9 protein-coding genes are annotated in these 22,910 nt (G+C 42.9%); 6 read left to right on the top strand and 3 right to left on the bottom strand.

Features of this window, described 5'->3' with window-relative positions; all coding sequences use genetic code 11:
• Positions 1-141 precede the first annotated feature (141 nt).
• Together BO26_RS10925 and BO26_RS10920 are read right to left on the bottom strand one after the other, a co-directional pair.
• Complete coding sequence (locus tag BO26_RS10925; protein ID WP_236637431.1) at positions 142-3,087, bottom strand: ADP-ribosyltransferase domain-containing protein; 2,946 nt, start codon at positions 3,085-3,087, stop codon at positions 142-144.
• 8 nt (positions 3,088-3,095) lie between these two features.
• Positions 3,096-3,479 carry a hypothetical protein gene (locus tag BO26_RS10920; RefSeq protein ID WP_036771327.1) on the bottom strand — a complete coding sequence of 128 codons (384 nt, stop codon included), beginning with the start codon at positions 3,477-3,479 and terminating at the stop codon, positions 3,096-3,098.
• A gap of 756 nt (positions 3,480-4,235) precedes the next feature.
• On the opposite strand from BO26_RS10920, the gene BO26_RS10910 reads away from it, so the two are divergent.
• The 4 genes from BO26_RS10910 to BO26_RS10895 all read left to right on the top strand — a co-directional run bounded on the left by BO26_RS10910 (position 4,236) and on the right by BO26_RS10895 (position 8,890).
• Positions 4,236-4,907, top strand: coding sequence for a helix-turn-helix transcriptional regulator (locus BO26_RS10910; protein WP_036771324.1), 672 nt, complete (start codon positions 4,236-4,238; stop codon positions 4,905-4,907).
• Between the two features lie 204 nt (positions 4,908-5,111).
• Positions 5,112-6,110 (top strand): LacI family DNA-binding transcriptional regulator, encoded by a 999-nt coding sequence (locus BO26_RS10905; protein ID WP_036771323.1) that lies wholly within the window; start codon positions 5,112-5,114, stop codon positions 6,108-6,110.
• A 160-nt stretch (positions 6,111-6,270) separates the two neighbouring features.
• The gene (nhaC, locus tag BO26_RS10900) at positions 6,271-7,725 is read left to right on the top strand and encodes a Na+/H+ antiporter NhaC (RefSeq protein ID WP_036771322.1); all 1,455 of its coding nucleotides are present in this window, start codon (positions 6,271-6,273) and stop codon (positions 7,723-7,725) included.
• A complete protein-coding gene (locus tag BO26_RS10895) occupies positions 7,712-8,890 on the top strand; it encodes a MalY/PatB family protein (RefSeq protein ID WP_036771321.1) in 1,179 nt (392 codons plus the stop codon). Before nhaC ends, BO26_RS10895 begins: the two co-directional genes overlap by 14 nt.
• 148 nt (positions 8,891-9,038) lie before the next feature.
• Here BO26_RS10895 and BO26_RS10890 read toward each other — a convergent pair whose 3' ends face one another.
• Positions 9,039-9,251, bottom strand: coding sequence for a helix-turn-helix domain-containing protein (locus BO26_RS10890; RefSeq protein ID WP_036771320.1), 213 nt, complete (start codon positions 9,249-9,251; stop codon positions 9,039-9,041).
• 740 nt (positions 9,252-9,991) lie between these two features.
• Here BO26_RS10890 and BO26_RS10885 point away from each other — a divergent pair.
• Both BO26_RS10885 and rtxA read left to right on the top strand, forming a co-directional pair.
• Complete coding sequence (locus BO26_RS10885; RefSeq protein WP_036771319.1) at positions 9,992-10,672, top strand: helix-turn-helix transcriptional regulator; 681 nt, start codon at positions 9,992-9,994, stop codon at positions 10,670-10,672.
• A 1,298-nt stretch (positions 10,673-11,970) separates the two neighbouring features.
• Positions 11,971-22,581 carry an MARTX multifunctional-autoprocessing repeats-in-toxin holotoxin RtxA gene (rtxA, locus tag BO26_RS10880; RefSeq protein WP_036771317.1) on the top strand — a complete coding sequence of 3,537 codons (10,611 nt, stop codon included), beginning with the start codon at positions 11,971-11,973 and terminating at the stop codon, positions 22,579-22,581.
• The last annotated feature ends 329 nt before the right edge of the window (positions 22,582-22,910 follow it).

Raw genomic sequence — 22,910 nt, 5'->3', positions numbered from 1 at the left:
CGCTATTGATTGGAGAAAGTATTATCCGGGTGGGCTGATGCAGACGGAGTGGGGTAAAAATAACTACCCCGGCGTAAGGCAGGGGCAGGTTCTAGTCATCATATTTAAATCTTCATGGATTTTCATGGGGTGCTTACCCGGTTAGCGGGCGGCCAGTAGAGCCTGCGGCTTCTTGGTCATCCTTTGAGCCTGCTTCTCATTCTCTTCTGTCTCTTCTACTGCTAACCCTTTCTCTTGGTAATCAAACCCGGCGTGAATCGCTCTGTCAGAAACCCGTTTTTTCTGTGGCTCAGTCCTGTTTTCCGGGATCATTACTACTACTTTTATTTTGCTCTCGCTCTCGGATTCTGTATCCATTTTGGTGCCGTTCTTTTTGATAAGTTCGATTAGCTCTCTCAACTCATGCTCTCCCGCAGGGTCACTCTGATCTAATTGGCCCATCTCCGGCGTTGTTACTCGTATCGTGACATAAGGCTTACGCTGGCCTTTGGCAACCTCCAGATCAAACATCTTCCGTTTCATCATTGACTGGTGGGTCGGCGGGTAATCTTTTTTAAGATGCATGGTATAACTCTGTTCGACCTGGAACAGTGTGTCGGCTGGAAACAGGACCTCCTTTTCACTGGGAGCATTACTGATCCCTTCCACAATAGAACCGTTCACTTCAGAGGCTTTCACCACAAGCAGCGCCCCTTTGTCCATATAACTTTGCGCAACACTGGGATCGTAAGTGGTACTCATAAAGCCCGGAAACTTGGTGCCGGTTCTCTTCTGCAGTATGGCGTCCGCCACTGCAACGTGAGAGCCATGCCAGACCTTGCCGGGATAGCGCTCAAACATAGGCGACTCAAGTGCTGACCGCAGCAGTTCGACCGTCTGGTTATATTCATTTTTAGCCTGAGCACGCTGGGCAGAAGTGCGGTACTGATTTCTCTTAAGTAAGGATTGTAACCGGATCTCCATCTCTTCATCATTTTTCGGAGGCGCAAAGTCGCCATAACCTGGGTTGATCACATTGGCTCCATTGGCAGTATAGAAGCGAGTCACCGCCAGCATCATTCCTTTGATCAACATATCTTGGTTGTCTTTGAGGTCACCAATAGCCGTTAGGATCGTTGCTTTGCGCTCTTGAGGTGTATTTTTCGCTGCCGCCAAATCGAGCAGATGAATAAACGGATCCTCGCCGCTTTGAAGCGAATCCAGCTTCAGCTTTTTGGCCAGCATATTGGTCTCTTTTACCGTCAGGAACGTCTCCCACACATCATTACGGCCGCCATAATGGAACACATTACTGAGTGAATCTTGCTGGGTTGATTCAGCCAGCAAAGAGGCGGCGCTGTTCAACAGGGATGCGCGTCTTTCTGGTGGCAGCTCATCGAGCCATTTCGTAACCTTCTCATCTTTGGTTGCGTCAAGCAAGGTTGTGCCGGGTTCAGTGCGCTCAGGCCGCACGGGTAATACCCGCTTTTGGGGATTGTAGAGTTTTAGGGTTTCCATATCTTGTGGCGCATACAGGATCTTTTCTGAAGCTAGCCCAGCCTCATCTTCTGCTTCCTGACCGCGTTGTATCGCCTGCTCCAGTTTCCGCAGATAGTCGTCTGAGCCATATTGAGACGGATAGCCTTTGCCCTGGGTAATAAACTGGTCAAATGTTTTCTGATCAATTTTAACCGGCTCCAGTGCGGGCAGATGGATCTCTTGCCCATTGAGGATGATGGTCTTAGCTTCCATGGCGGGAAGGTCGATATCCTCGGTCACCAAACCTTCGTAGGCGCTCAGCCAGTCGCCGGTCTGCCTCGCACGCCAGGCCATCTTCTCATCGCTGTCCACCACTGCGGGTCCATGCTCATTAAATTCCATGGCATACGCATCCAGTGCTCCCATAATCTCGGTAAAACTGTGATCCCTCGCCTGGATCATCCAGCCCAGCAAAAGTGCCCTGAATAACTGAGCTTCATAAGCGGGCAGATTCAGTAACCGGGCAATTTCATACATATAAGAGGTGGTGCTCGACGGGCCGGAGAACATCGGCAGTTTTTTATCCATATTCTGCTGGCGCCAGTTCACTGACTTCAATTGATCGTTTATCGAGGTCAGGGATTCGTCACGGATAACAAAACCGCCATAGCCAGATTCATGCTCAGACCGTTCACTGAGAAAAGGCGAATCCCGGCGATACGGTGCTGGTTTGATCGCCTGCTGCATCCTTTGAAACTTGAAACCGGTTCCTTTATGCGGGTCGCCATTTTGCCTGTTGCCGATAAAATCAAGGCGGGTTTTCTTACCGAATACTTCCGCTACATTCCAGTCGGCGTATTTTAGCCAGGGCCAACCGTGAGGCTGGGTGGTTATCGGTTCTGCAAACTTAGGCTCAGAATTAGCTGAGTGTCCTTGAAAGATATCTAGCCGTGGGTGCGATTCTTTATCGATCAACAACTGCTGATTGATAGCGTTTCCCATCTTGCGCAGGAGAGCGGGATCGCGAAATGGCCTGATGTGACTGTAAGCCAGCGTGGTCAGTACGCGGGCGTTGATTTTGCTTTCGTTCAACACCGCCTTCAGCTGCTCTGCCCATTCTGCATTGTCATTGCTCCACCCCCGTAGAAAACCGATCCCGGCATCTTCATTGGTCTTGGGAACTGTCAGAGACGGATCTTTATCCTGGGCTATTGCCAGATGCTCCAAAACTCGGCGGACAAAAGATCTGGACATATATTCCACCGCCGGGAACTCGAGTAAATCGTTACCGAGATGGTTAAACTCAAATGCCTGATTGGCTTCCGCTACTTTTTCAACCGACTGAGCGACTACTTTTTCTTTCAACGCCTTATCTGCTGTTGGGAAAAGGCGATTGACCTTATCGCGGATAATATTTTCGACACTGCCTTCATATTCAGCCGCCCGCATCACGGCTTTGTTAAATTCCTCGATAGCCTGCTGCAACGGTGGCATTTTTGCTGGCTGGTTAACGAGTGTCGGCTGGTGACTGCCCTGTGACGTGGTAACCGAAGGTACCTGTTCCATCTGCGTTACAATGCTCGCGGCTGGCTGCTGGGAAGTCGTGCATGATTGATTAGCCCCAAACATATTTCCCCCTACTCGCTAATGGCTTGAAACAGCGCGTTTCGTAAACTCAGCGCGCTTTGCCAGAACTCATCCAGATCACAGTTGAATAACGCATGATCGGGAAGTGACAGGTTCAGAACCACAGTCGCGTTGTCTGCGGCCAGAGAAAAAGAGGCGATACCGACTACATCAGGATGCGCATTCAGCTGCAAAAGCCTGGTATGCAGTGAAGTCGATTTCGACTGTGGCGAGGGAGGAAGCGGAAACATTGCTACCATACGTTTTGGGTAATTGATGATGGAAGCATAATGCAAACTGTCCTCGCCAATCAGGTTGCACTCATTATTCAGCAACTGCCACTGCCCACCAGACAAATCTGTCAGCCAGGTATTGATAATCTCTTCTTTATTCATGGCACGGCCCTATCTCCTGGTAGATTTAGTCCAATATAAGCCCGACTTAATTTACGTATACAACCAGACTTCAACATTAAATTTGCAAGTAATATCCAATAAAGTACATTGCTAATGGCGCAATTTGCGTTTTAAACAAATTGTGCATTCACAATTAAAGCTGGAGATAACCGTAAGCAGAAAAAATAAAAATGATAGGGTCATGCGGAATTAATGTAATAAAATAAAACCTCCATTCTATATGATTTCATAATCTGATTTGGGGCTTTAAATAAGGGTATATCAATGCCAGATAATAAAATCAAATAACCAGTCATATTGGTTGGAAACGTAACCGCCCATGATAGAGTATGTGTTCCCGGAATTAGTAATGTCAGAGCTACATAATCCCGGAACGTAAATTTTCCTTCCAGGTTGGGCCTGCCCTGTAGCGTAAGGAAGAGCATCGTACGTAAAGTAAGAGCAAAAATTGTTACATAGATCACATATTTATGCTTCATGAAACCGATTACATGAACGGCAAACTTCCCTCACATTTCATCAGCAACAAATTCATTATCTTATCGCAATGATTTATATGAAACTGAAGGTTAAATAAAATGGGTGACTAATTCTGGCACCAGGCATATTGCCAATCGTAGCAAAGTCATTATTTTTGATTATTGGGTAGTTCTCTATCGAGCGAATCACTGTTTTTGTTCATTACTACTGGAATATTTTTTTATTTATATTTTGATAATTTTTTTAAGGTTGCATATGAGTCAAATTACCCCTCAGTTAACACATATGTGGGATAAAAGTCATGAGTCATGGTTTGTAAAAGATAAAGAATTCCGGTTTATATATGCAAACCCAGTGTTTATGAAAGTAAATCAGTTGCCTGAAAATTTCAATGTTACAGGATATACTGATAAAGAATTACCTGCACCGTTTAATCATTTTATTCACTTTTTTGAAGAGCATGATCGTAAGGTATTACAATCTATGCAGAAAGTTTCATCTATTGGGACTTATCTTCAGGATGATAGTCAGCAACTTAAATCCTATCATTGTGAAAAATATCCATTAATGGATGAAAATAGTCAATGTATTGGAATAATTTGTCATACCAGAGAAATAAACCATTTTTCAGTATATAATTATATTAAAAAAGATAGTTCTATTTCTGTGAAACTTAGACCTCCTAATAATATATTGACAGAGAAAGAATGGGTAATGATTTTTTTATTCTGTCGTGGTATTAGCAATAAATCAATTGCTGATGAAATGAATATTTCATGTCGTACCCTGGAGAGGTATTTTAAAAATATCTATGAAAAATTATCAATCAATTCAATGATTGAATTAAGACAATTGTGCAGAAGAAATAGTTATGATCTCTATATCCCACCTGAATACTTTCAATCTATAGGCCATTTTTTACTATAAAGGATTGTACTTGTGTTTCCATACACTCTGTCACTTGATCAGCCTTCCTTGATAAAGTGACAGAGAGAATGAGTCATTTTTAATCATGCTAAAAAGCGATTATTTACTTGAAATGAGGAATACAAATCCTTTCAAGATAATCTGAATAAATTGATATATGATGCCGCTCCACATTTATCATGCATAGCTGTTGAGGAAGGAAATATGGCTACAATGAAAGACGTAGCACATAAAGCTGGAGTATCTGTCGCCACCGTAAGCCGAGTCATTAATAATACGGCTTATGTCGAACCAGGTACTCGTGAACGTGTAGAGAGAGCAATGCGTGAATTTAACTACCACAGAAATTCAGCAGCGCTTGCATTAGCAAAAAGATGCGGGAATATGTTGGGTTTACTCACCGGTAATTTAGCCGATCCTTTTTTTTCTCGTTTAGCTCGTGGGGTTGAAGAAATAGCCCGAAAGGAAGGCGTAAAACTGATGGTTTGTAGTGGTGGACATCAGGCCGAACTTGAGAAATCTTCTTTAGATTTTTTAATTAATCAAGGATGTGAAGCGATAGTCGCGCATACCAGTCGGATGAGTGACATAGACATATTGCGTTATGCCGCTCATATGCCAGCTTTAGTGATTATTAATCGATATTTACCCGCAATCGCCAACCGATGCATCTGGTTAGATAATGTGAGCGCCTCTCAGGCGGCTACCCACTATCTTCTCCAAAATGGTCATCGAAAAATTGCTTGTATAACGGCAGATTTGCCTATTGATGATAGAAGACTCCGTCTGGCGGGATATCATTCTGCAATGACTAATGCGGGTATCACAGTTCCCGGTGATTGGATTATCAGTGTTCCATTTAACGAAGAAGGCGGAGAACTGGCGGCAGAAAAACTCTTGAATAGTGGCATTAACTTTACTGCTGCTGTGACATTTAACGATGTTATGGCTGCCGGCATGATGAGATACCTGCATCAACGGAAAATCAACTTACCAAAACAATTGTCAATTGTTGGGTTTGATGATGTTGTTCCGGCACGATACCTTTATCCATCTTTAACCACGGTACACTATCCAATAGAAAAGATGGCTCGGCGGGCGGCTAATCTAGCGTTGCAGCTCAATGCTCAGGAAAAATTAACCCCACAAATGAATATGTTTTCAGCTGAACTCGTGATCAGAGATTCTGTTTTTTCAATATAAATAAGAAAGTGTGTCAGACAAAATAAGCGTGAAAATGCCACACAGATCACATATTCATACTTCATGAAACTAATTACATGAACGAGTAACACCTCTCACATCTCATTTGGAGCAAATTTATTATTCTGTCTCAATAACCTATCCGCAACAGGGATTTTAAATGGATAACAAGAAAAAGCTTAATTTCGGGCTTGCCCTATTACCTATTGTAGCAATGCTTTTACTTCTGATTATTGGCTATGGTCAATTGGGACTGCGCATTGAGTCCTTATTGCTCGCATCAGCGGGAATAGCGGCTGCTTTAGCGTATTGGCAAGGTTACCGTTGGAATGACATTATCGATGCTATTGTGGCAAAACTGGCCAAAGCGATGCCAGTGATCATGATATTGGTTTGTGTAGGCGGTTTGATTGGAACCTGGATGATCAGTGGAACTATTCCTTATATGGTTTACTGGGGATTAAAGCTGATAAGTCCGCAATATATACTCATTGCCGCTTTCTTTATCACAAGTGTTATTTCAGTTTGTACTGGTACATCATGGGGTTCGGCTGGAACGGTCGGTGTTGCTCTAATGGGGGTCGCCGCGGGTCTTGATGTGCCTTTGGCCGCTGCAGCCGGTGCGGTTGTTTCAGGGGCGTATTTTGGCGATAAAATTTCACCGTTATCTGATTCAACTAATTTCGCGGCGATTGTCGCCGATACCGATCTCTATAGCCATATTCAACACCTGATGTATACCACTATCCCAGGCTTTGTTTTAGCGGCAGTGGTTTATCTTATCGCAGGTCATACAAGCTCAGTAGGTAGCGTAGCAACGCCTGAAAAAGTTACAGAAATCATTCAATCTCTTGAAAGCCTTTATCGCTTCAATTTATTACTGATTTTGCCACCAGTGCTGGTTTTATGGGGAGCAATAACAAAACGTCCTGTGATACCGGTTATGTTGGCTGCATGTGTATTGGCTATTGCGATAGGCGTAGGTCTTCAGGGATTCACGTTAAAACAGGGGCTTAATTCGTTAATAGACGGCTTCAATCTCTCCATGTTTTCTGAACAGGGGTACAACATCACTGGGGTTGTTAGCGACGTCCCTCGTCTGCTGAATCGGGGTGGTATGTTCTCAATGATGGGGACAATCCTGCTGGTATTTTGTGCATTCGCGTTTGCGGGTGCTTTGGCGCTCACCGGCGCCCTGAACATCATCATCAATCGACTTCTGCAAGCTGTTCACACAACCGGGCAGCTTATCGCGGCAACGGTAGCCACAACCATTCTTGTAACCGGCGCTACCTGTGATGGAAAACTGGCCCTCCTCATCCCGGCAGAACTGTTCAAAGGGGCTTATCGCCGCATGGGGCTGGATAATAAAAATCTGTCACGGACGATAGAGGATGCTTGTACCGTTGTTGAACCATTAATTCCGTGGACTTCTGCCGGTATTTACATGGCGACGACTCTGGGGGTGAGTACGCTTGATCTGCTGCCCTGGGCTATCCAGTGCTACGCTGCTGTCTTTTTTGCGCTCATTTATGGGTTTACTGGTTTCGGTATTGCAAGAGTTACACCGGAAAGTTCCTTAAGAAATGAGGAAATACAACGTGAAACCGCATGATTTTAATCAAATAATCGATCGCCACAATACGGGGTCTGTTAAGTGGGACTTTGTCGGTCGTTACCTGCAATTGGAGCAGACAGATCTTCTCCCAATGTGGATTTCTGATTTTGATTTCCAATGCCCGGAAGAAGTTTTGCAAGCATTACACACACGAGTCGGTCACGGTATTTTCGGTTATAGCGAACGCGACGATCACTATTACCAGGCAGCAATAGACTGGTTTTCAAGACGTCATCAATTGACCTTACACCGGGATTGGTTTACTTCAATAGAGGGTGTCATACCTGGGTTGGCGTTACTGATACAAATGTTGAGTAAACCGGGTGAGGGCGTCATTATACAAGGGCCTTATTATGGTTCGTTCGCTAAAATTATCACCATGAACGACAGGGTAGTTATTGAAAACCCGCTATTGGAAAGCCTGGCCGGTTATGAAATTGACTATGCTCATTTAGAGCAAGTGTTAGAGCAGCACAGACCACCGTTGTTATTGTTATGTAATCCCCACAATCCGACAGGCAGATGCTGGGATAGTAACGAATTGACTCGGTTATTAATGCTCTGCAAACAGTACGGTACGACGGTGATTTCTGACGAAATTTGGGCAGATTTGGTTTTACCTGGGAAAATATTTACATCGGTCTTGCATCTGGGAAGTGAATGGCATAGCAATGTCATTGCCGCTACCTCAGCAAGTAAAACATTTGGACTCTCGTCGCTTCGGATATCTAATTTTCTCATTCCAGATCTTGAACTTCGGCGTGCCTTTAATGATCGATTAAACGCCCATGGGCTGGATGTCTTTAATGCCTTATCGATGACCGCAGCCACCGCAGCATATCAACATGGCGATTTATGGCTTGATGGGCTACAAAACTATCTGGCAGAGAACCGCCGTTGGTTCGAGCAGGCGTTAACGTCTGCCATTCCCTGGTGCCGAATGACCAAAGCAGAAGGGACATATCTTGCTTGGTTAGATTGTCGTGCTTTAGGTCTGAATGATGATGCTCTCCAGCTGGCCTTGTTACAGAAAGCCAAAATAGCGGTTTCAATGGGATGGAACTTTGGTAATAAGGGTAAAGGGTTTATCCGGGTAAACTTAGGTTGTCCTCGTCAATATCTTGAAAAGGTCATTTCCGGTTTAACTCAGTTAACTCTATAAAAATACAATATTATATTGGTAAAGAGTCGGATAAGTGTAAGGTTACCAGACCACACTTATCCGATTGGATCCTTAGAAATGACTTTTCATATGTTTCCTTCTCTGATTTTCTTGCGAGAAGTTAAAGTTAATTTTTGAGGATAATAATTTATTTAAAATATCTGCTTGGCCATATTTCAGAGGGTTCACAATTTAAAAAGGTGGCAATGATCCGTTCACCCTTTGGCCATGGACGATGTAAAGCGTTTGATAAAGTGGATGATGCTAGCCCCGCTTCTCTTGAAATTGCAGACAATGACGTTCCTCGCTTTTTAAGTGCTGCAATGATATCAGCTTTATGCCAATCAGATCTCTCGATCATTCCTGCTTCCCTCCTCAGGTTAGTTATTCAAGGTACTATGCTCATATCTGCTTCCTGTCTATCAGACTCATGTTTTTATATTGTTACAGCTTTTCCCCTGGGTCCGCATTGATGCGGAGTACTAAAAAATAGCTGTGCTGAGACGTTAATTCTCTCCAGACACAGCAAATTCTCTGATATTAGGAAGAGAGATGATTATTGTTTGAAATGTTACATCTAATTACCAAAAGTGCACTAAAGAATCATATTAGTTCAGATACAAACTACAAATATTCATAAAAGCGCTTTTTGGTCGTCAGGATGTTCAAAATTTTAGTTATCTTTAGAAATATTGGAAGCGTATGAAATACTTTAATGAACTGCTTAAGAAAAACTCTGGTCTAATGAGTCAGGACAGAAATGATAGTGCCGGTTAAACCGATAAGTCAAATCGAGTTCCAATGTAATATCAAATGTGAGAATCTTTTGTGCCACATTCTATGTTTCTGATATCAATATATAGCTCATTAGAAATATAATCCATTAATTCTACTGCACTGCAATTTTCGTAAGAAAGCATCAATATGATACAATGCCGTATATGTTCAATCTTTAGAAAATCAAATGAACCATTTAAATGGTTTTTATGCAAAATAATATTTGGTATTTGTATTTTTTATGTTTATAATTAAATTGACAAATATATATCCTTTGACTAACTTATTATATGATTTAAATTAAGAGAATACAGAGACGATGATATGAGTAAAAAAGTGATTATTTCACCGCAAATAATTAATACATTAGCAGCAAGTAATGAGCCCTGGGGAATAAAAGATAAAAATTCATGCTTCATTTACGGTAATAAAGCATTGAATGCGATTAAGAATTTTTCTGATTCATTTGATTTTGAAGGATTTTATGATGATGAACTCCCCTGGGATGGCGCTGAGTTTGCAAAGGAATATATTGATCACGATAGAAAGGTAATGCGAGAAGAGAAATCATATGTTTCACTTGAAACCCATATTTGGGGAGAAGAAAAAACATTATCATCTTATTTTTGTGAAAAATCACCTCTTTACCATGAAAATGGTGATTGTATTGGCATCATATATCACTTATGGAAAGCTCAAGATTATTCATTGACCCGTCTATACCATGGAAAACTTCCTTCTTCTATTATATTCCAGCCGCCTACTGATTTATTTACCCAACGGGAATGGGATATCATTTTCCTCTCTTTGCACAATTATACTAGTAAGCAAATGGGTCGACTATTGAATATTTCCCATCGTACAGTTGAGAACTATACAGCATGGATATATAAAAAAATTGGTATTAACTCCGGGCAGCAATTGAAAGAATATTGTCGTCTAAATGATTTTGATCTCTATGTACCGGAAAGATTCTTGCATCCAGGAAGCAGGATTTTTATTTAAATATCAATTAATTGTGTATTTTTTGTCAAGGGTTTTATAGTATTTCCTGTTCAGCAATGCTCACCGCAGGGAATGACTGAGTTGAGGAATGAAAAAGAGAGTCACAGTCTCCACAAATCTTATAGAAAATAATGTTCATACTTTTATGAGATTAATATACTAGTTTGTTTTCCTGGAGCAGTGGAAATATTTGAACAGAAAATTAAAATTTCCACTTTTCCACTTTTCCACTTTTCCACTTTTCCACTTTGAGCCGTAAATTCTTATATAAAATCTCCCTGCTTTTTATAATGGATAGAGCTTTTGTACCAGCTTTATATGATGGATAGGTAGTTAATGTGTTTTTAATTCTATTTTCTATAAATATTTATTATGATACATTTTTGTATTTTCTTTGTTAATATTATGTTTTAATGATTTGTCTTTATTTCGTTTTATTTTTATAAAAAAATCAGGCTATTATTGTTAGACAATATCCTGGCAGATGATCTGTTATTTTTATTTACTATAGATGCTTTAATAACAATATTAATAATTTAACTTTATTAATTTGATTTATGGGAAAATTATTTAATAATGTCAATGTAAACAATTGGTTATATAGAAATTTGTATTATGATTTAATTTTATTTTTATTATTTTATTTGCGTTTTTTGCATCAACGTGGGGATATGGGGCAATATATGGGGGGTAAACAGACTTTCTTATGGGTAAATATTGATTTTGATTTTTTGCTCTATATTATTTTATGCTACTTATTCATTTTCCATACTTATAGATATATACCCAATAGATTTCAAGTTGCAGTGCGGCGGCAAGAGAACGCATCCCCAGGAGCATAGATAACTATGTGACTGGGGTAATTGAACGCAGCCAACAAAACAGCAGCTTGAAAGATGAAGGGTATATAAGCTCATTATATCTATGGGCTTGATATTTTTATTTTCCGTTATATTGAGTCGTCTTTGTGAATAAATTTCTTTTTGGTGGAGGAATATGTTTAAAAAATTCGAACAAGTTATCTTTGATATTCGTGACAACAAAAGCATTTTTTCTCTTACTTATTTGATTATAAAAAGAACAATCGGATAAATAAAATAGTGGCTAAAAACAGTAATCAGTCTGAATGAAAGCAAATTATATAAAAAAAACTGATTGGTTGTTGTCATTGTGCTTTTTACCGTGGGAAGGTCAGAGGATTTGCCTCATCCGCGGTAAATGAGATTTTCAAAACAACTGTTGTATCTGTCAGATGCAGTGGTTTTCTATTTAACCTCAACTAAATTAAGGGATTGTTTATGGGGAAATCATCAAACCGTAGTACAGAATATTTCTTCACTGGAAAATATTACGATGATGATGATGGGAATAATATTGTTGCCATTGGAGTGGGAGGGGAGATTTATGCCAAAGGAGGGAATGATCATATTATCGTTGGTTCGCTAGGGGCGACAATCTATGCCAGTTCTGGTGATAAGACAGTAGATGGTGGTGCCGGATATTTAAAAATAGTGAATATTGACGGTGATCTGAATGTACATGGCGCCGCAGGTTACGCAAGTATTGATAAAAACGGTAATGGTAATATTTCATTTGCTGGTGCGGCGGGTGGCGTTTCTATGGATCACCGAGGAAGTCACGGTAACCTGGATTTTGCCGGCGCCGCTGCTTATAACAACCTCAGTCGTAAAGGTCAATCCGGTAATGTGACGTTTGAAGGTGTTGGCGGTTATAACGAGTTATGGCATGAAACTAATCAGGGTAATTTAAACTTTATCGGAGCCGGTGCTGGCAACAAAATTGACCGTACCTGGTATGACCGTTATGAAGAAAGCCACGGAGATGTGATATTTAACGGTGGAGGGGCAGCAAATAGCATCAGCTCACGGGTTGAAAACGGTAATATTGAGTTCACTGGTGCAGGGATTGATAACCACATTATTCGTAAAGGGAGAGAAGGCGATATTATCTTGCATGGTGCAGGAGCATCAAATCGCATTCAACGTTTACGAGATAGTAAAGATAAATATGAACAGACTCGCGGTAATATCGAATTTGAAGGCGCAGGTGGTTATAACCAAATTTATTCTGATATAGCTCATGGTAATATCAGTTTCTCCGGTGCTGGGGGTTACAATAAAATATCGAGAATAGGTGGAGATGGTGATTCATATGATAAAGCGTTGGAATACACTAAAGCAGAAGAAATTGTATTAACAACAGTGAAGATGGGGATCCAGAAACCTCAGCAAGTAACAGGTATTAAATCAACAACTGAGCCTAATACTTATCTCTTTGCGTTTGCTGACGAAAAAGAGACTAAGATCAGCAAAGTTCAACTGAGAAATGATCCCGGAACCGGTAAACTTAATTACTACGCGACTTCATGGCGTAAAAATGGTAATCAACTTGAAAATCTTGCTACGGAAAATATCTCTTTAGAGAATGGATTTGATGATATAAGCAATGATGATAATTATCGTCTTTCCAATTTAATCTTTGAACATCATCAACCCGTCACTATTCAGCATACTGTTGAAGAAGATCTGCAGGAAAATCAGTGGGTGACTTATGCCAGTGGAACCACCGCTAAAGCAGAAGATATCACATTGGTTGATGCAAAAATGCATGGGCGTTCAATCTATTCTGATGGTTTGATATTAGATATTTCAGCGGTGAAATCGAATCGTCAGCCAAATACGTATATCTATGCCAAATATGTCGAGTCATATACCAAAGTGGTCAAGGTGGAATTGGCAAATGATCCTAAAACCGGAGAGCTGAAATATTATGCCAGTGCGTGGTACAAAGCAGGCGACCATACAGGTGATTTGGCCAATGAAGATTTTTCAATTAAAAATGATTATCGCTCGATGGAGGCGGGAGGATACTCGCTCACTAAGCTTCAATATCAAGTCAATACAGTACGCCGTGTTTCTGAGCATTTAGAACATATTGAAGAATATAGTCATCAAGAACTGGTGAAATCATCTACGGACATCGGTGATAGCTCCGGTGATGTTAATTTCAGCGGTATGGGTGGCGGAAACGTTATTAAATCCAGTGTAATAAATGGCAATGTTAATTTTGAAGGTGCAGGTGCTGCTAATGTCATTCTTCATAGTTCGAGATTCGGTAATACGCATTTTGAAGGTGCAGGTGCTGCCAACGTCATTGTGAAAAGTGGTGAACAAGGTGATTTGACTTTTCGTGGCGCAGGTCTGGCAAATGTCCTTGTCCACCAAAATCAGTATGGAAACATGGATGTTTACGCTGGCGGTGCGGTAAACGTTCTGGTTCGTGTCGGTGATGGGCGATATCTGGTGCATCTTCTGGCGATTGGTAATATCTCAATCCACCAGGGTAATGGCGACAGTCGGGTTATTATGTTGGGGGGATATAACACCCATACCCAAATAGGTAATGGCGGCGCGAATTGGTTAGGTGCCGGTGGTTTTAATGTCATGACCCAAAAAGGTAAAGGAAGTATTTCCTCAGTACTTTTGGGTGGCGCTAATGTATTAACCAAGCTTGGCGCAGGTGATCTGGTTTCTGGCATGCTTGGGGGGGCCAACATTATCACGCATATCAGTAGTGATAATGAAATATCAGACACCACGGCAATTGCATTGGGTGGAGCCAATATCCTCACCAAAAAAGGAAGAGGTGATGCTGTTGCACTGATGGGCGGTGGTGCAAACGTTCTGACTCACATTGGTAATGGGAGTACGACGGGGGTGATGTTGGGTGGAGCCAATATCCTGACCAAAGTAGGCAATGGTGACACCACGGGCATTATGCTTGGGATTGGTAATGTGCTGACTCATGTTGGTGATGATCAGACTCTGGGGGTCATGGGAGCAGCAGGTAACATCTTTACTAAAGTGGGAGATGGAACCGCAATTGCGGCCATGATTGGTGCTGGCAATATCTTTACCCATGTTGGTCAGGGTGATGCATGGGCATTGATGGGTGGTCTGGGTAATGTCTTTACCAAAGTAGGGGATGGTAAGGCGCTGGCACTGATGGTAGCCGAAGGCAATGTGTTTACCCACGTTGGGGATGGGATGAGCGTTGCCCTGATGCTAGCGGAAGGTAATGTTGCAACCAAAGTGGGTAATGGTGTGACTTTGGCAGCAATGATAGGCGAGGCCAATGTGATGACCCATGTCGGTAATGGTCAAACATTTGCCGCTATGATCGGGGAAGCCAATATCCTGACGAAAGTGGGTAATGATTTGACGGTCGGTTTGATGGTGGGTGATGTCAATATCTACACTCACGATGGTGGAGGGACCAGTATTGGCTTGTTTGCCGGTGAATTGAACGTGATGACCAGAGTGGGTGATGGTACAACGCTGGCGGCAATGTTTGGTGAAGCTAATATCATGACACATTCTGGTAAAGGCTTAACAGGTGTACTGGCACTGGGTGAGGCGAATATCGTCACCAAAGTGGGTGATGGTTTTATGGGAGTTGTGGCGGGGGCTGAGGCTAATGTTGTGACTCATGTGGGTGCATCAACGACGGCTGCCGTACTATTAGGTAAAGGCAATATTCTGACGAAAGTAGGTAATGGTACAACGGTCGGTCTGCTTGTTTCCGATGTGGGTAACATCATGACACACGTTGGTGATGGCACAACCGTTGGTTTCGCGAAAGGTAAAGCCAATATCATTACTAAAGTGGGGGAAGGTACAGGGGTTAACGCTGTCTGGGGTGAAGCTAATATCCTGACTCATGTTGGTAATGGCGACCGTTACAATTTCGCCAAAGGTAAATTGAATGTCATTACCAAAGTGGGAGGAATGCGAGAAGTCACGGTCGTTCAGGGTGATGCCAACATTATTACCCATGTTGGTAACGGTGATGATTACACGGGAGCCTGGGGCAAAGCTAACGTCATTACGAAAGTAGGCGACGGAAATAATGTAGTACTTGCCAAAGCTGATGCCAACGTTGTGACTCAAGTCGGTAACGGCGACAGCTTTAATGCCTTGTGGAGTGAAGGCAATGTCGTTACTAAAGTGGGTGACGGTACGCAGGTTACTGCTGCGAAAGGCAAAGCTAATATCACGACTACCGTGGGGGATGGCTTAAGTGTAACTGCGACGCATGGTGACCTGAATGTAAATACCAGGGTGGGTAACGGCGTTTCAGTCAATGCCGTATGGGGTGAATATAACGTCAATACCAAAGTTGGCAATGGTCTTAATGTTGCGATTATGAAAGGCAAAGGCAATGCCAATATTCATATTGGGGATGGTCTGGGTTTCAATGCCTCTTATGCTCGCAATAATGTGGCGATTAAGGTTGGCAATGGCGATTTTTACAGCCTTTCTATTGCGGAAAGTAACACAAAAAGCAACAATCTTTCTTATCTGTTTAAGAATATTAAACAAACTGTATTAAATGTGGGAGGTAGCCATGCGATTAATTATCTGATCCATGGCAATGAGGCTAATACATCTGGAATCAATAAAGGTAGAGGAGCGATTAATTTAACCGAAGTTTCCGCCATTGATGGTTTCCAGATGGATAAAATTGATCAAGTTAGCTCTGATCTGGCTAACAACTTGAGTGGCACAATCACCCAGGTAGAAACGCCTGATACTGAGGTTATTCAGAATGCCTTGCAGATTGGCGATAATGTTGGTTCAGCTCATGATCAGGCATCCCCACAAGCTGATGCGGTTACCGGACATGCGAAGCAGGATAAAGCTGCACGAAATGCGTTAAGGGATAAAGAAAACGCTGAGATGAATCGTCAGCGCCTGGAACAAGAGAAAGATAAACAGCTTAAAGCGATTTCAAAATCACAATTCCAACTAGAATCAACCAATCAGGATGAACTGAATACCAATGGTGAAGTACAGCGTGATGCAATAAATAAAGAGTCCGGGGTAGTCACACAAGAGCTATTCTCCATGACTCAGGGTATGGATGCGCTTAATAACTATGGGAATTATGATGGTAAATCAGGTGATGAGTGGCGTAATCGGTTTGCTGTTGGATATCTGGATAATATCCAGAATGAATTAAATAAGGCCAAACTTACTGCACAGAAAAAATTAGCTGATGCACAGCAGCACTTTATTGATAAACAAGAAACAGTAAAAACAGCAATTGAGAAATCAGAGGCAGGTTTAGAGAAAAGTCTCGAAAATATAGATAATGCCGACGAAGATATTGTAGATGCTGAGAAAAAAGCAGAACAGAGAAAAGAAGAAGCATTATTACAGAAACAACGGGCCAAAAAAGCTGAGAGTGACGCTAATACCGAGTATGAAAAGGCGAAACAGCGTGGTGAAAGTGACAGTACAGCGGCGCAAAATAAAGCGGCTCAGGCGCAGAAGAATGCAAAAGACGCTAAACAGGCTGATGATGCTAAACCAGAACGTATCGGGGCAACGGGTAGCGGTTTGTCTGGAGAAGCTTATACATCAATTGAGATGGCGAAATCGAAAAGCCATATTGATCCTAAATCAAAGACAGAATCTGACGGTTGGATTAGTGAAGATTTAACATTAACAGCAGAAGATTTGGCTGCTTTCAATAATGCACAGCAAGCGGTCAATCGGTTACAGCTTAATAAGGGTATCCGTTCAGAAAATACCGGTGCTTCGGTTATTTCAATGTTTAGTGAAACATCATCGTTTGCCGAAACATCATCTGGTGGCACGGTGGAACCAACCTTAAATCAGCCCAGAGAGTTAACCAGAAAAGCACCAACGATTTCGGGTATTGATCTGCAAGGATTGGGAGGAAATAACCATCAATCTCGTTCTTCTGTTCTTAAAGAATTAGAACTTGTCTTACTGAATAAGGGAGACAAACGGTTTATTGATTCGACTAAAAGACGTCTTGGTTCGATAAATACCGATCGGCCTGGTAAGGCGCTGGTGGCCGTGCGTGAGGCTTTTAACAGCACTGTCGAACAACCCGATGAACAGCATGTATTGCAGCTTGAACAAGCACTGGCTCATTGGCAGCAGCATGATCCTAAGGAATTCGCTCAGCGTAGTAAGCTGGTGAAAAGCTTGCGTTTTGAGATGGGGCAGCTGGTTGCTCATCTTCAGGCCCGGAGAGCGGAGTCAGCCGGGATTTTGGGTATCACTGTGCCACCTGAGCAAGTGCCACAGTTTGGTCAGCAGGTATCCTTTGACGGTTTCGGGCGTGTAGTGGGCCTGAAAGACGATATTGCGCAAAGCGAAATTAATCGTCTCATTGATTGGCAAATTAAGCCATTAACCCAGATTAACTCCACTGCGGAGCGGGATGCACCTAAGACCGAAAGCGAAAGCCTTATCGTTTTCGTCAGCCGATTACAACAAGAAGCTATCCCAGAAGGTAAGCCTTTGATTGAACGCGCTAGAGAACTTTGGCTTACCGGGCAAGTAACACCTCAGAAAACCAAAGAATTATTTGAGGATGCTGTTACCCAGTTGAAAACGCATCCTGAATTGCACACGCTGGCTCAACAGCTGTTGGCCGATGCCAACAAAGAGAAGGCCACCGGACAATATATTGATAACCTGTTTGGCCGCCATTTTGATTCTGAACTGGCCTATGAACTGGTGAAAACGGCATCACCGGAGGCGAAAGATACCGCTGAACGAACAGGTAACTTCCTGGTACAGGATTTTGAACAGTGGATAAGTGGTTTTTATCCCGAAGGTGCGGAACGTGACCAGAAAATTGCCGGCAAGATGCAAGCTTTTGCTAAGGCGATTGATAAGGATTTTCGCCCTTGGTTCTGCCGGGTGCCTGAGGTAACGACATTCCTGAACGATCCAACTTTTACCAATTTCAAGACCATGATGACTAAGGTTGATGATGGTTTTTCTGTGATTAAGGTGCCGTTTCTGGCGGTAAAAATGGCGACCACTCCGGGAATGGGGATGGATAGTGCTGACTGGAAGAGAAAAGGGGATTCTTTCTATCAGAATGTGATTACTAAAGCCCGTTCAACCGGTACTAAACTGACTACCGGGACGGGTGTTACGCACGAAGTCGTTATCACGGAAAAGCAGACCAATGATTATGGCACGGCGCTGCCCTACCAACCTGCAAATAATAAACATGACGACTTTTTGTATGGACGAAAAGTCGCGGCAGGCCGGATTTTGACCCCTGGACGCGAAACTACATTTGAGAGTAATGCATTAGCGCAAGGCCAGTCTGTGGTGACAGGCGCGTCTGGCTCGACCAATATCATGGTTCACCTCAATAACTATATTGCCAGTAAGCAGCCTGACTTCCCAACCGGGCAAAGCTATCTCAATACGCTGGCATTTTTGGTATTTGATGGTGGTCACTCTGTCAATGAAAGTCTGGCGGTTTACAAAGCATTGCAGGAAACCGGTGATCAGCGTCAGCAGAAACTGAACAGCTACACGGCCAATTATCAGGATCTGGCAGAGATTGCCGGGGAAAATGGCAAGGCGTGGGTAAATCAGGCGCTGGATAATGCTTTTAAAGAAACTCAGGAGTTTTATCAGAAGTATGCGGTGGTAAAACCGCAAAGTCGCCCTGCGGAAGGAGATTTAGACGGATTATCTGGCAACAATAAAGGGATAGAGCCGACGATTATCGACGATAGTCATCTGAACAAGCCAGTCGATGGCTGGCAGACGGTGGACGTAGTGCCACAGATTGATGGTCGTGAAACTCGTTTTGAGGGTCAAATCATTCTTCAGATGGAAGATGACCTGATAGCTGCCAGAGCAGCTGCTAATCTGGCGGGTAAACATCCAGACTCCAGTGTAGTTATTCAACTCGATGCCAACGGTAAATATCGTGTTGTTTATGGCGATCTATCTAAATTATCAAACAAACTACGCTGGCAGGTTGTCGGTCATGGTCGTGATACATCAGAACAGAATAACATTCGTCTGAGTGGTTACAGCGCGGATGAATTGGCAACGAAACTAAAGCAGTTTTATCAGGATGCTAAGCTGGGAGAACAGGCTATTAGCAAACCCGATCACATTAGTCTGGTGGGTTGTTCACTGATTAGTGATGATAAGCGGGATGGCTTTGCTCGTCACTTTATTACTGAATTGGATAAACAAGGGATTCGTAGTGAAGTTTCCGCCCGTAGTAGCGAAGTTGCAGTTGATGCAACGGGCCGTAAATTTACCCGTGATAAAAATAACCAATGGGTCAACAACTTGCCTGATAACAAAATCGTATTGAGTTGGGATGAACAAAATAAGCTGATCGATCATACAGAACAGGTTCGTCGTGGCATTGCTGAAAGTGATATCAACCTCGCCAGAGTGGGGCACACAGAGACTGATATGGTGACCAAAGGGGCGATTGCCGATAATGCTGAAGTTTTCATTAAGCCACAGAAGCGTGAAAAAGTTAATGCCAACGATAGCTCGCATAATCAGCTCAGTTACTCCGGTAATATCCAGGTGGATGTCGGTGACGGAGAGTTTACCGCGCTCAATTGGGGAACATCGAACGTAGGCATCAAAGTGGGAATTGGCGGTTTTAAATCGCTGGCTTTCGGTGATAACAATGTGATGGTGCACATCGGTGATGGTGATAGTAAACATAGCTTTGATATTGGCGGCTATCAGGCGCTTGAAGGGATGCAGATGTTTATTGGTAACCGTAACGTCAGCTTCAACCAAGATCGTAGTAATGACCTGATTGTGATGATGGATAAATCCATCCCAACGCCGCCGCTGGTTAATCCATTTGATGGTGCTGCCCGGGTTGCTGGCGTATTGAAAGGTATTGCCCGTTCCGGTGAAGGGCAGGATTGGTTAGCGGCACAAGATCAGCAGTGGACAATCGCCGGTGCGAAGAAATTTGTGCAGGATATTTCTGGCTTAGATCAAACCAGCAGTGTGGACTACAACACACTGGTTGATCTGGATTCTCAGCATGAGCGGAGCAGCCGTGGTTTAAAATATGATGCTGAATTAGCACTGAATAAGAAACTTAATCAGTGGTTAGGCGAAAATGGCAATAGTATCGATGCAGGCAAAATGAGCCGGGCAGATAAATTCCGTAAGGCTAATCAGCAGCTGGCTTTCAACTTTGCTGTTGGCGGGCGTGGCGCTGATATTCAGGTTACGACCGGTAACTGGAACTTTACGTTCGGTGACAATATCCAGTCAATTTTGGATACCAATCTGGGTTCACTGTTTGGTCTGATGACTCAGCAATACTCAGCAACGGGCATGGCGAAAACAACCTTTACCTACAACCCGCAGGATTTACCGCGTCAGCTTCAGAATAGGCTGCTTGGCCGATTAGCTAGTGTGAATGAAGAAACTACCTTAGCGGATATCTTTGGTGTGGATTACACCGCAGATGGACGTATTGTTTCCCGGACGGGAGAGCCTGTTGATGGCGAAGCTATGCTAAAAGAAATGCTGGAAGTGATAAAGGAATTTGGCGGTGATCAACTGGAAGCCTTCACCAATCCAGAAAAATTAGTGGATAGTTTGAAGGCTGGCATCAATGCGGGGGAAGATGGGGTCAGAACATTTGCGGAAAGTCATGGTTTGAAAGAGAAAGCACCTGATGAAAGTCAGGAACAAGGCTCTGTAGTTAACATCAACGGTGATAGCGCTCAAGCTAATAGTAAAGCAGAACGTGCATTTGGCTTTAATTCGCTGAACTTACCTAACCTATTTGCGACGATGTTCAGCGAAGATAAACAACAAGAGATGAAATCATTAGTGACCAATTTGAGAGAGAATCTAACCGCAGATTTGCTCAATATGAAGCAAAAGACGTTTGATTTCCTGCGTAACAGTGGTCATTTGCAAGGAGATGGTGATATCCATGTATCGCTGGGCAACTATAACTTCAACTGGGGTGGTGACGGAAAAGATCTCGGTGCTTATCTGGGCGATAACAACAACTTCTGGGGTGGTCGCGGTGATGATGTTTACTACTCACTAGGGACATCCAACATCTTTGCTGGTGGAGAAGGTAATGATATGGGCGTCCTGATGGGGCGTGAAAACTGGATGTTTGGCGGTAAGGGTGATGATACCGCCGTGGTGGCCGGACGCATTAACCATGTGTTTATGGGCGAAGGTAATGATCAGTCTTTTGTCTTTGGTGAAGGTGGTTTTATTGATGCGGGTAATGGACAGGATTACGTCGTCACTTCTGGTAACTACAACCGGGTGGATACCGGGGCCGGTCAGGACTATGCGGTGACCATCGGCAATAACAACCGGGTTGATTTAGGTGAAGGCAATGATTTTGCCAGAGTGTTTGGTAATGACAATCGGATCGACGGTTATTCCGGCAATGATACGATTAAACTGATGGGCTACCATGCGGTGATTAATGGCGGAGAAGGCGATGATCACCTGATAGCTACCGCGATTTCGAAGTTCAGCCAATTTGACGGCGGCGATGGTCAGGATTTGTTGGTGTTGGGCGGTTATCAGAACAGCTTCCAGGGTGGAGCGGGTGTAGATAGTTTTGTGGTCAGCGGAGAGGTGATTGATAACCGGGTTAACGATATCAACGCAGAAGATATGATCTTGTTTAACGGTGTTGACTGGAAAAATCTGTGGTTCCAACGCAGTGGCTATGATTTGGTGCTGTCGGTGAACCGTTATACCGAGGGCAACACCGTTCACACCGCTCAGGGACTCTTTGAATCGGTGGGTACAGTCACCTTTAATGATTACTTTAATGGTCATCGGGCCAAATTAGTGACACAGATGGGGGATAAAGACAAATCAGGTGAGCGTGAATTTACAGCGCTGTCTGACAATGCGGTTGATTCATTGATTCAGGCAATGAGTAGTTTTTCCCCGACAGCGGGCGATAATGGCTTTATTGAGAATCTGGACAGCAAGGCGAGAATGGCTGTTACCACAGCATGGACTGATGTAACCATTGGCAAGGGAAAATTTGCTTAAATATTAATTCATTGTAATTAGTTGTCATAAAAATAAACATGGCTCACAGCAATGTGGGCCATTTTTTGTGAATTTTTATTTTGGCAACGATTTCTGAGTCTTATTTGTTAATGTTTGTGTTAATCAAGGTTACCTGCGAGGATTTGAATTTCAACTTTTGGATTCTGTGAAGCAATTATCAGTAAAAGAAGAGTCAGTGAGTAAATAACCTGAGCGGATTAATAAGAAGAAAACTCGGTGAACTATCGGATCTTTTACAGGGTCAATAAAGTTATAAAGATTAATTTATCGTGATACAGAATTCTGAATGCTCTCGACTTCAACTAATA

The sequence above is a fragment of the Photorhabdus australis DSM 17609 genome (assembly GCF_000711895.1).
Classification (GTDB): Bacteria; Pseudomonadota; Gammaproteobacteria; order Enterobacterales; family Enterobacteriaceae; genus Photorhabdus; species Photorhabdus australis.
The sequence above is the reverse complement of the archived record's forward strand: the minus strand, read 5'-3'. Positions and strand labels throughout refer to the sequence as shown.

Excerpts from the sequence above, each read along its gene's own strand:
- BO26_RS10925 (WP_236637431.1), bottom strand. The coding sequence starts at position 3,087 with ATGTTTGGGGCTAATCAATCATGCACGACTTCCCAGCAGCCAGCCGCG.
- nhaC (WP_036771322.1), top strand. The coding sequence starts at position 6,271 with ATGGATAACAAGAAAAAGCTTAATTTCGGGCTTGCCCTATTACCTATT.
- BO26_RS10920 (WP_036771327.1), bottom strand. The coding sequence starts at position 3,479 with ATGAATAAAGAAGAGATTATCAATACCTGGCTGACAGATTTGTCTGGT.
- rtxA (WP_036771317.1), top strand. The coding sequence starts at position 11,971 with ATGGGGAAATCATCAAACCGTAGTACAGAATATTTCTTCACTGGAAAA.
- BO26_RS10890 (WP_036771320.1), bottom strand. The coding sequence starts at position 9,251 with ATGATCGAGAGATCTGATTGGCATAAAGCTGATATCATTGCAGCACTT.
- BO26_RS10910 (WP_036771324.1), top strand. The coding sequence starts at position 4,236 with ATGAGTCAAATTACCCCTCAGTTAACACATATGTGGGATAAAAGTCAT.
- BO26_RS10905 (WP_036771323.1), top strand. The coding sequence starts at position 5,112 with ATGGCTACAATGAAAGACGTAGCACATAAAGCTGGAGTATCTGTCGCC.
- BO26_RS10885 (WP_036771319.1), top strand. The coding sequence starts at position 9,992 with ATGAGTAAAAAAGTGATTATTTCACCGCAAATAATTAATACATTAGCA.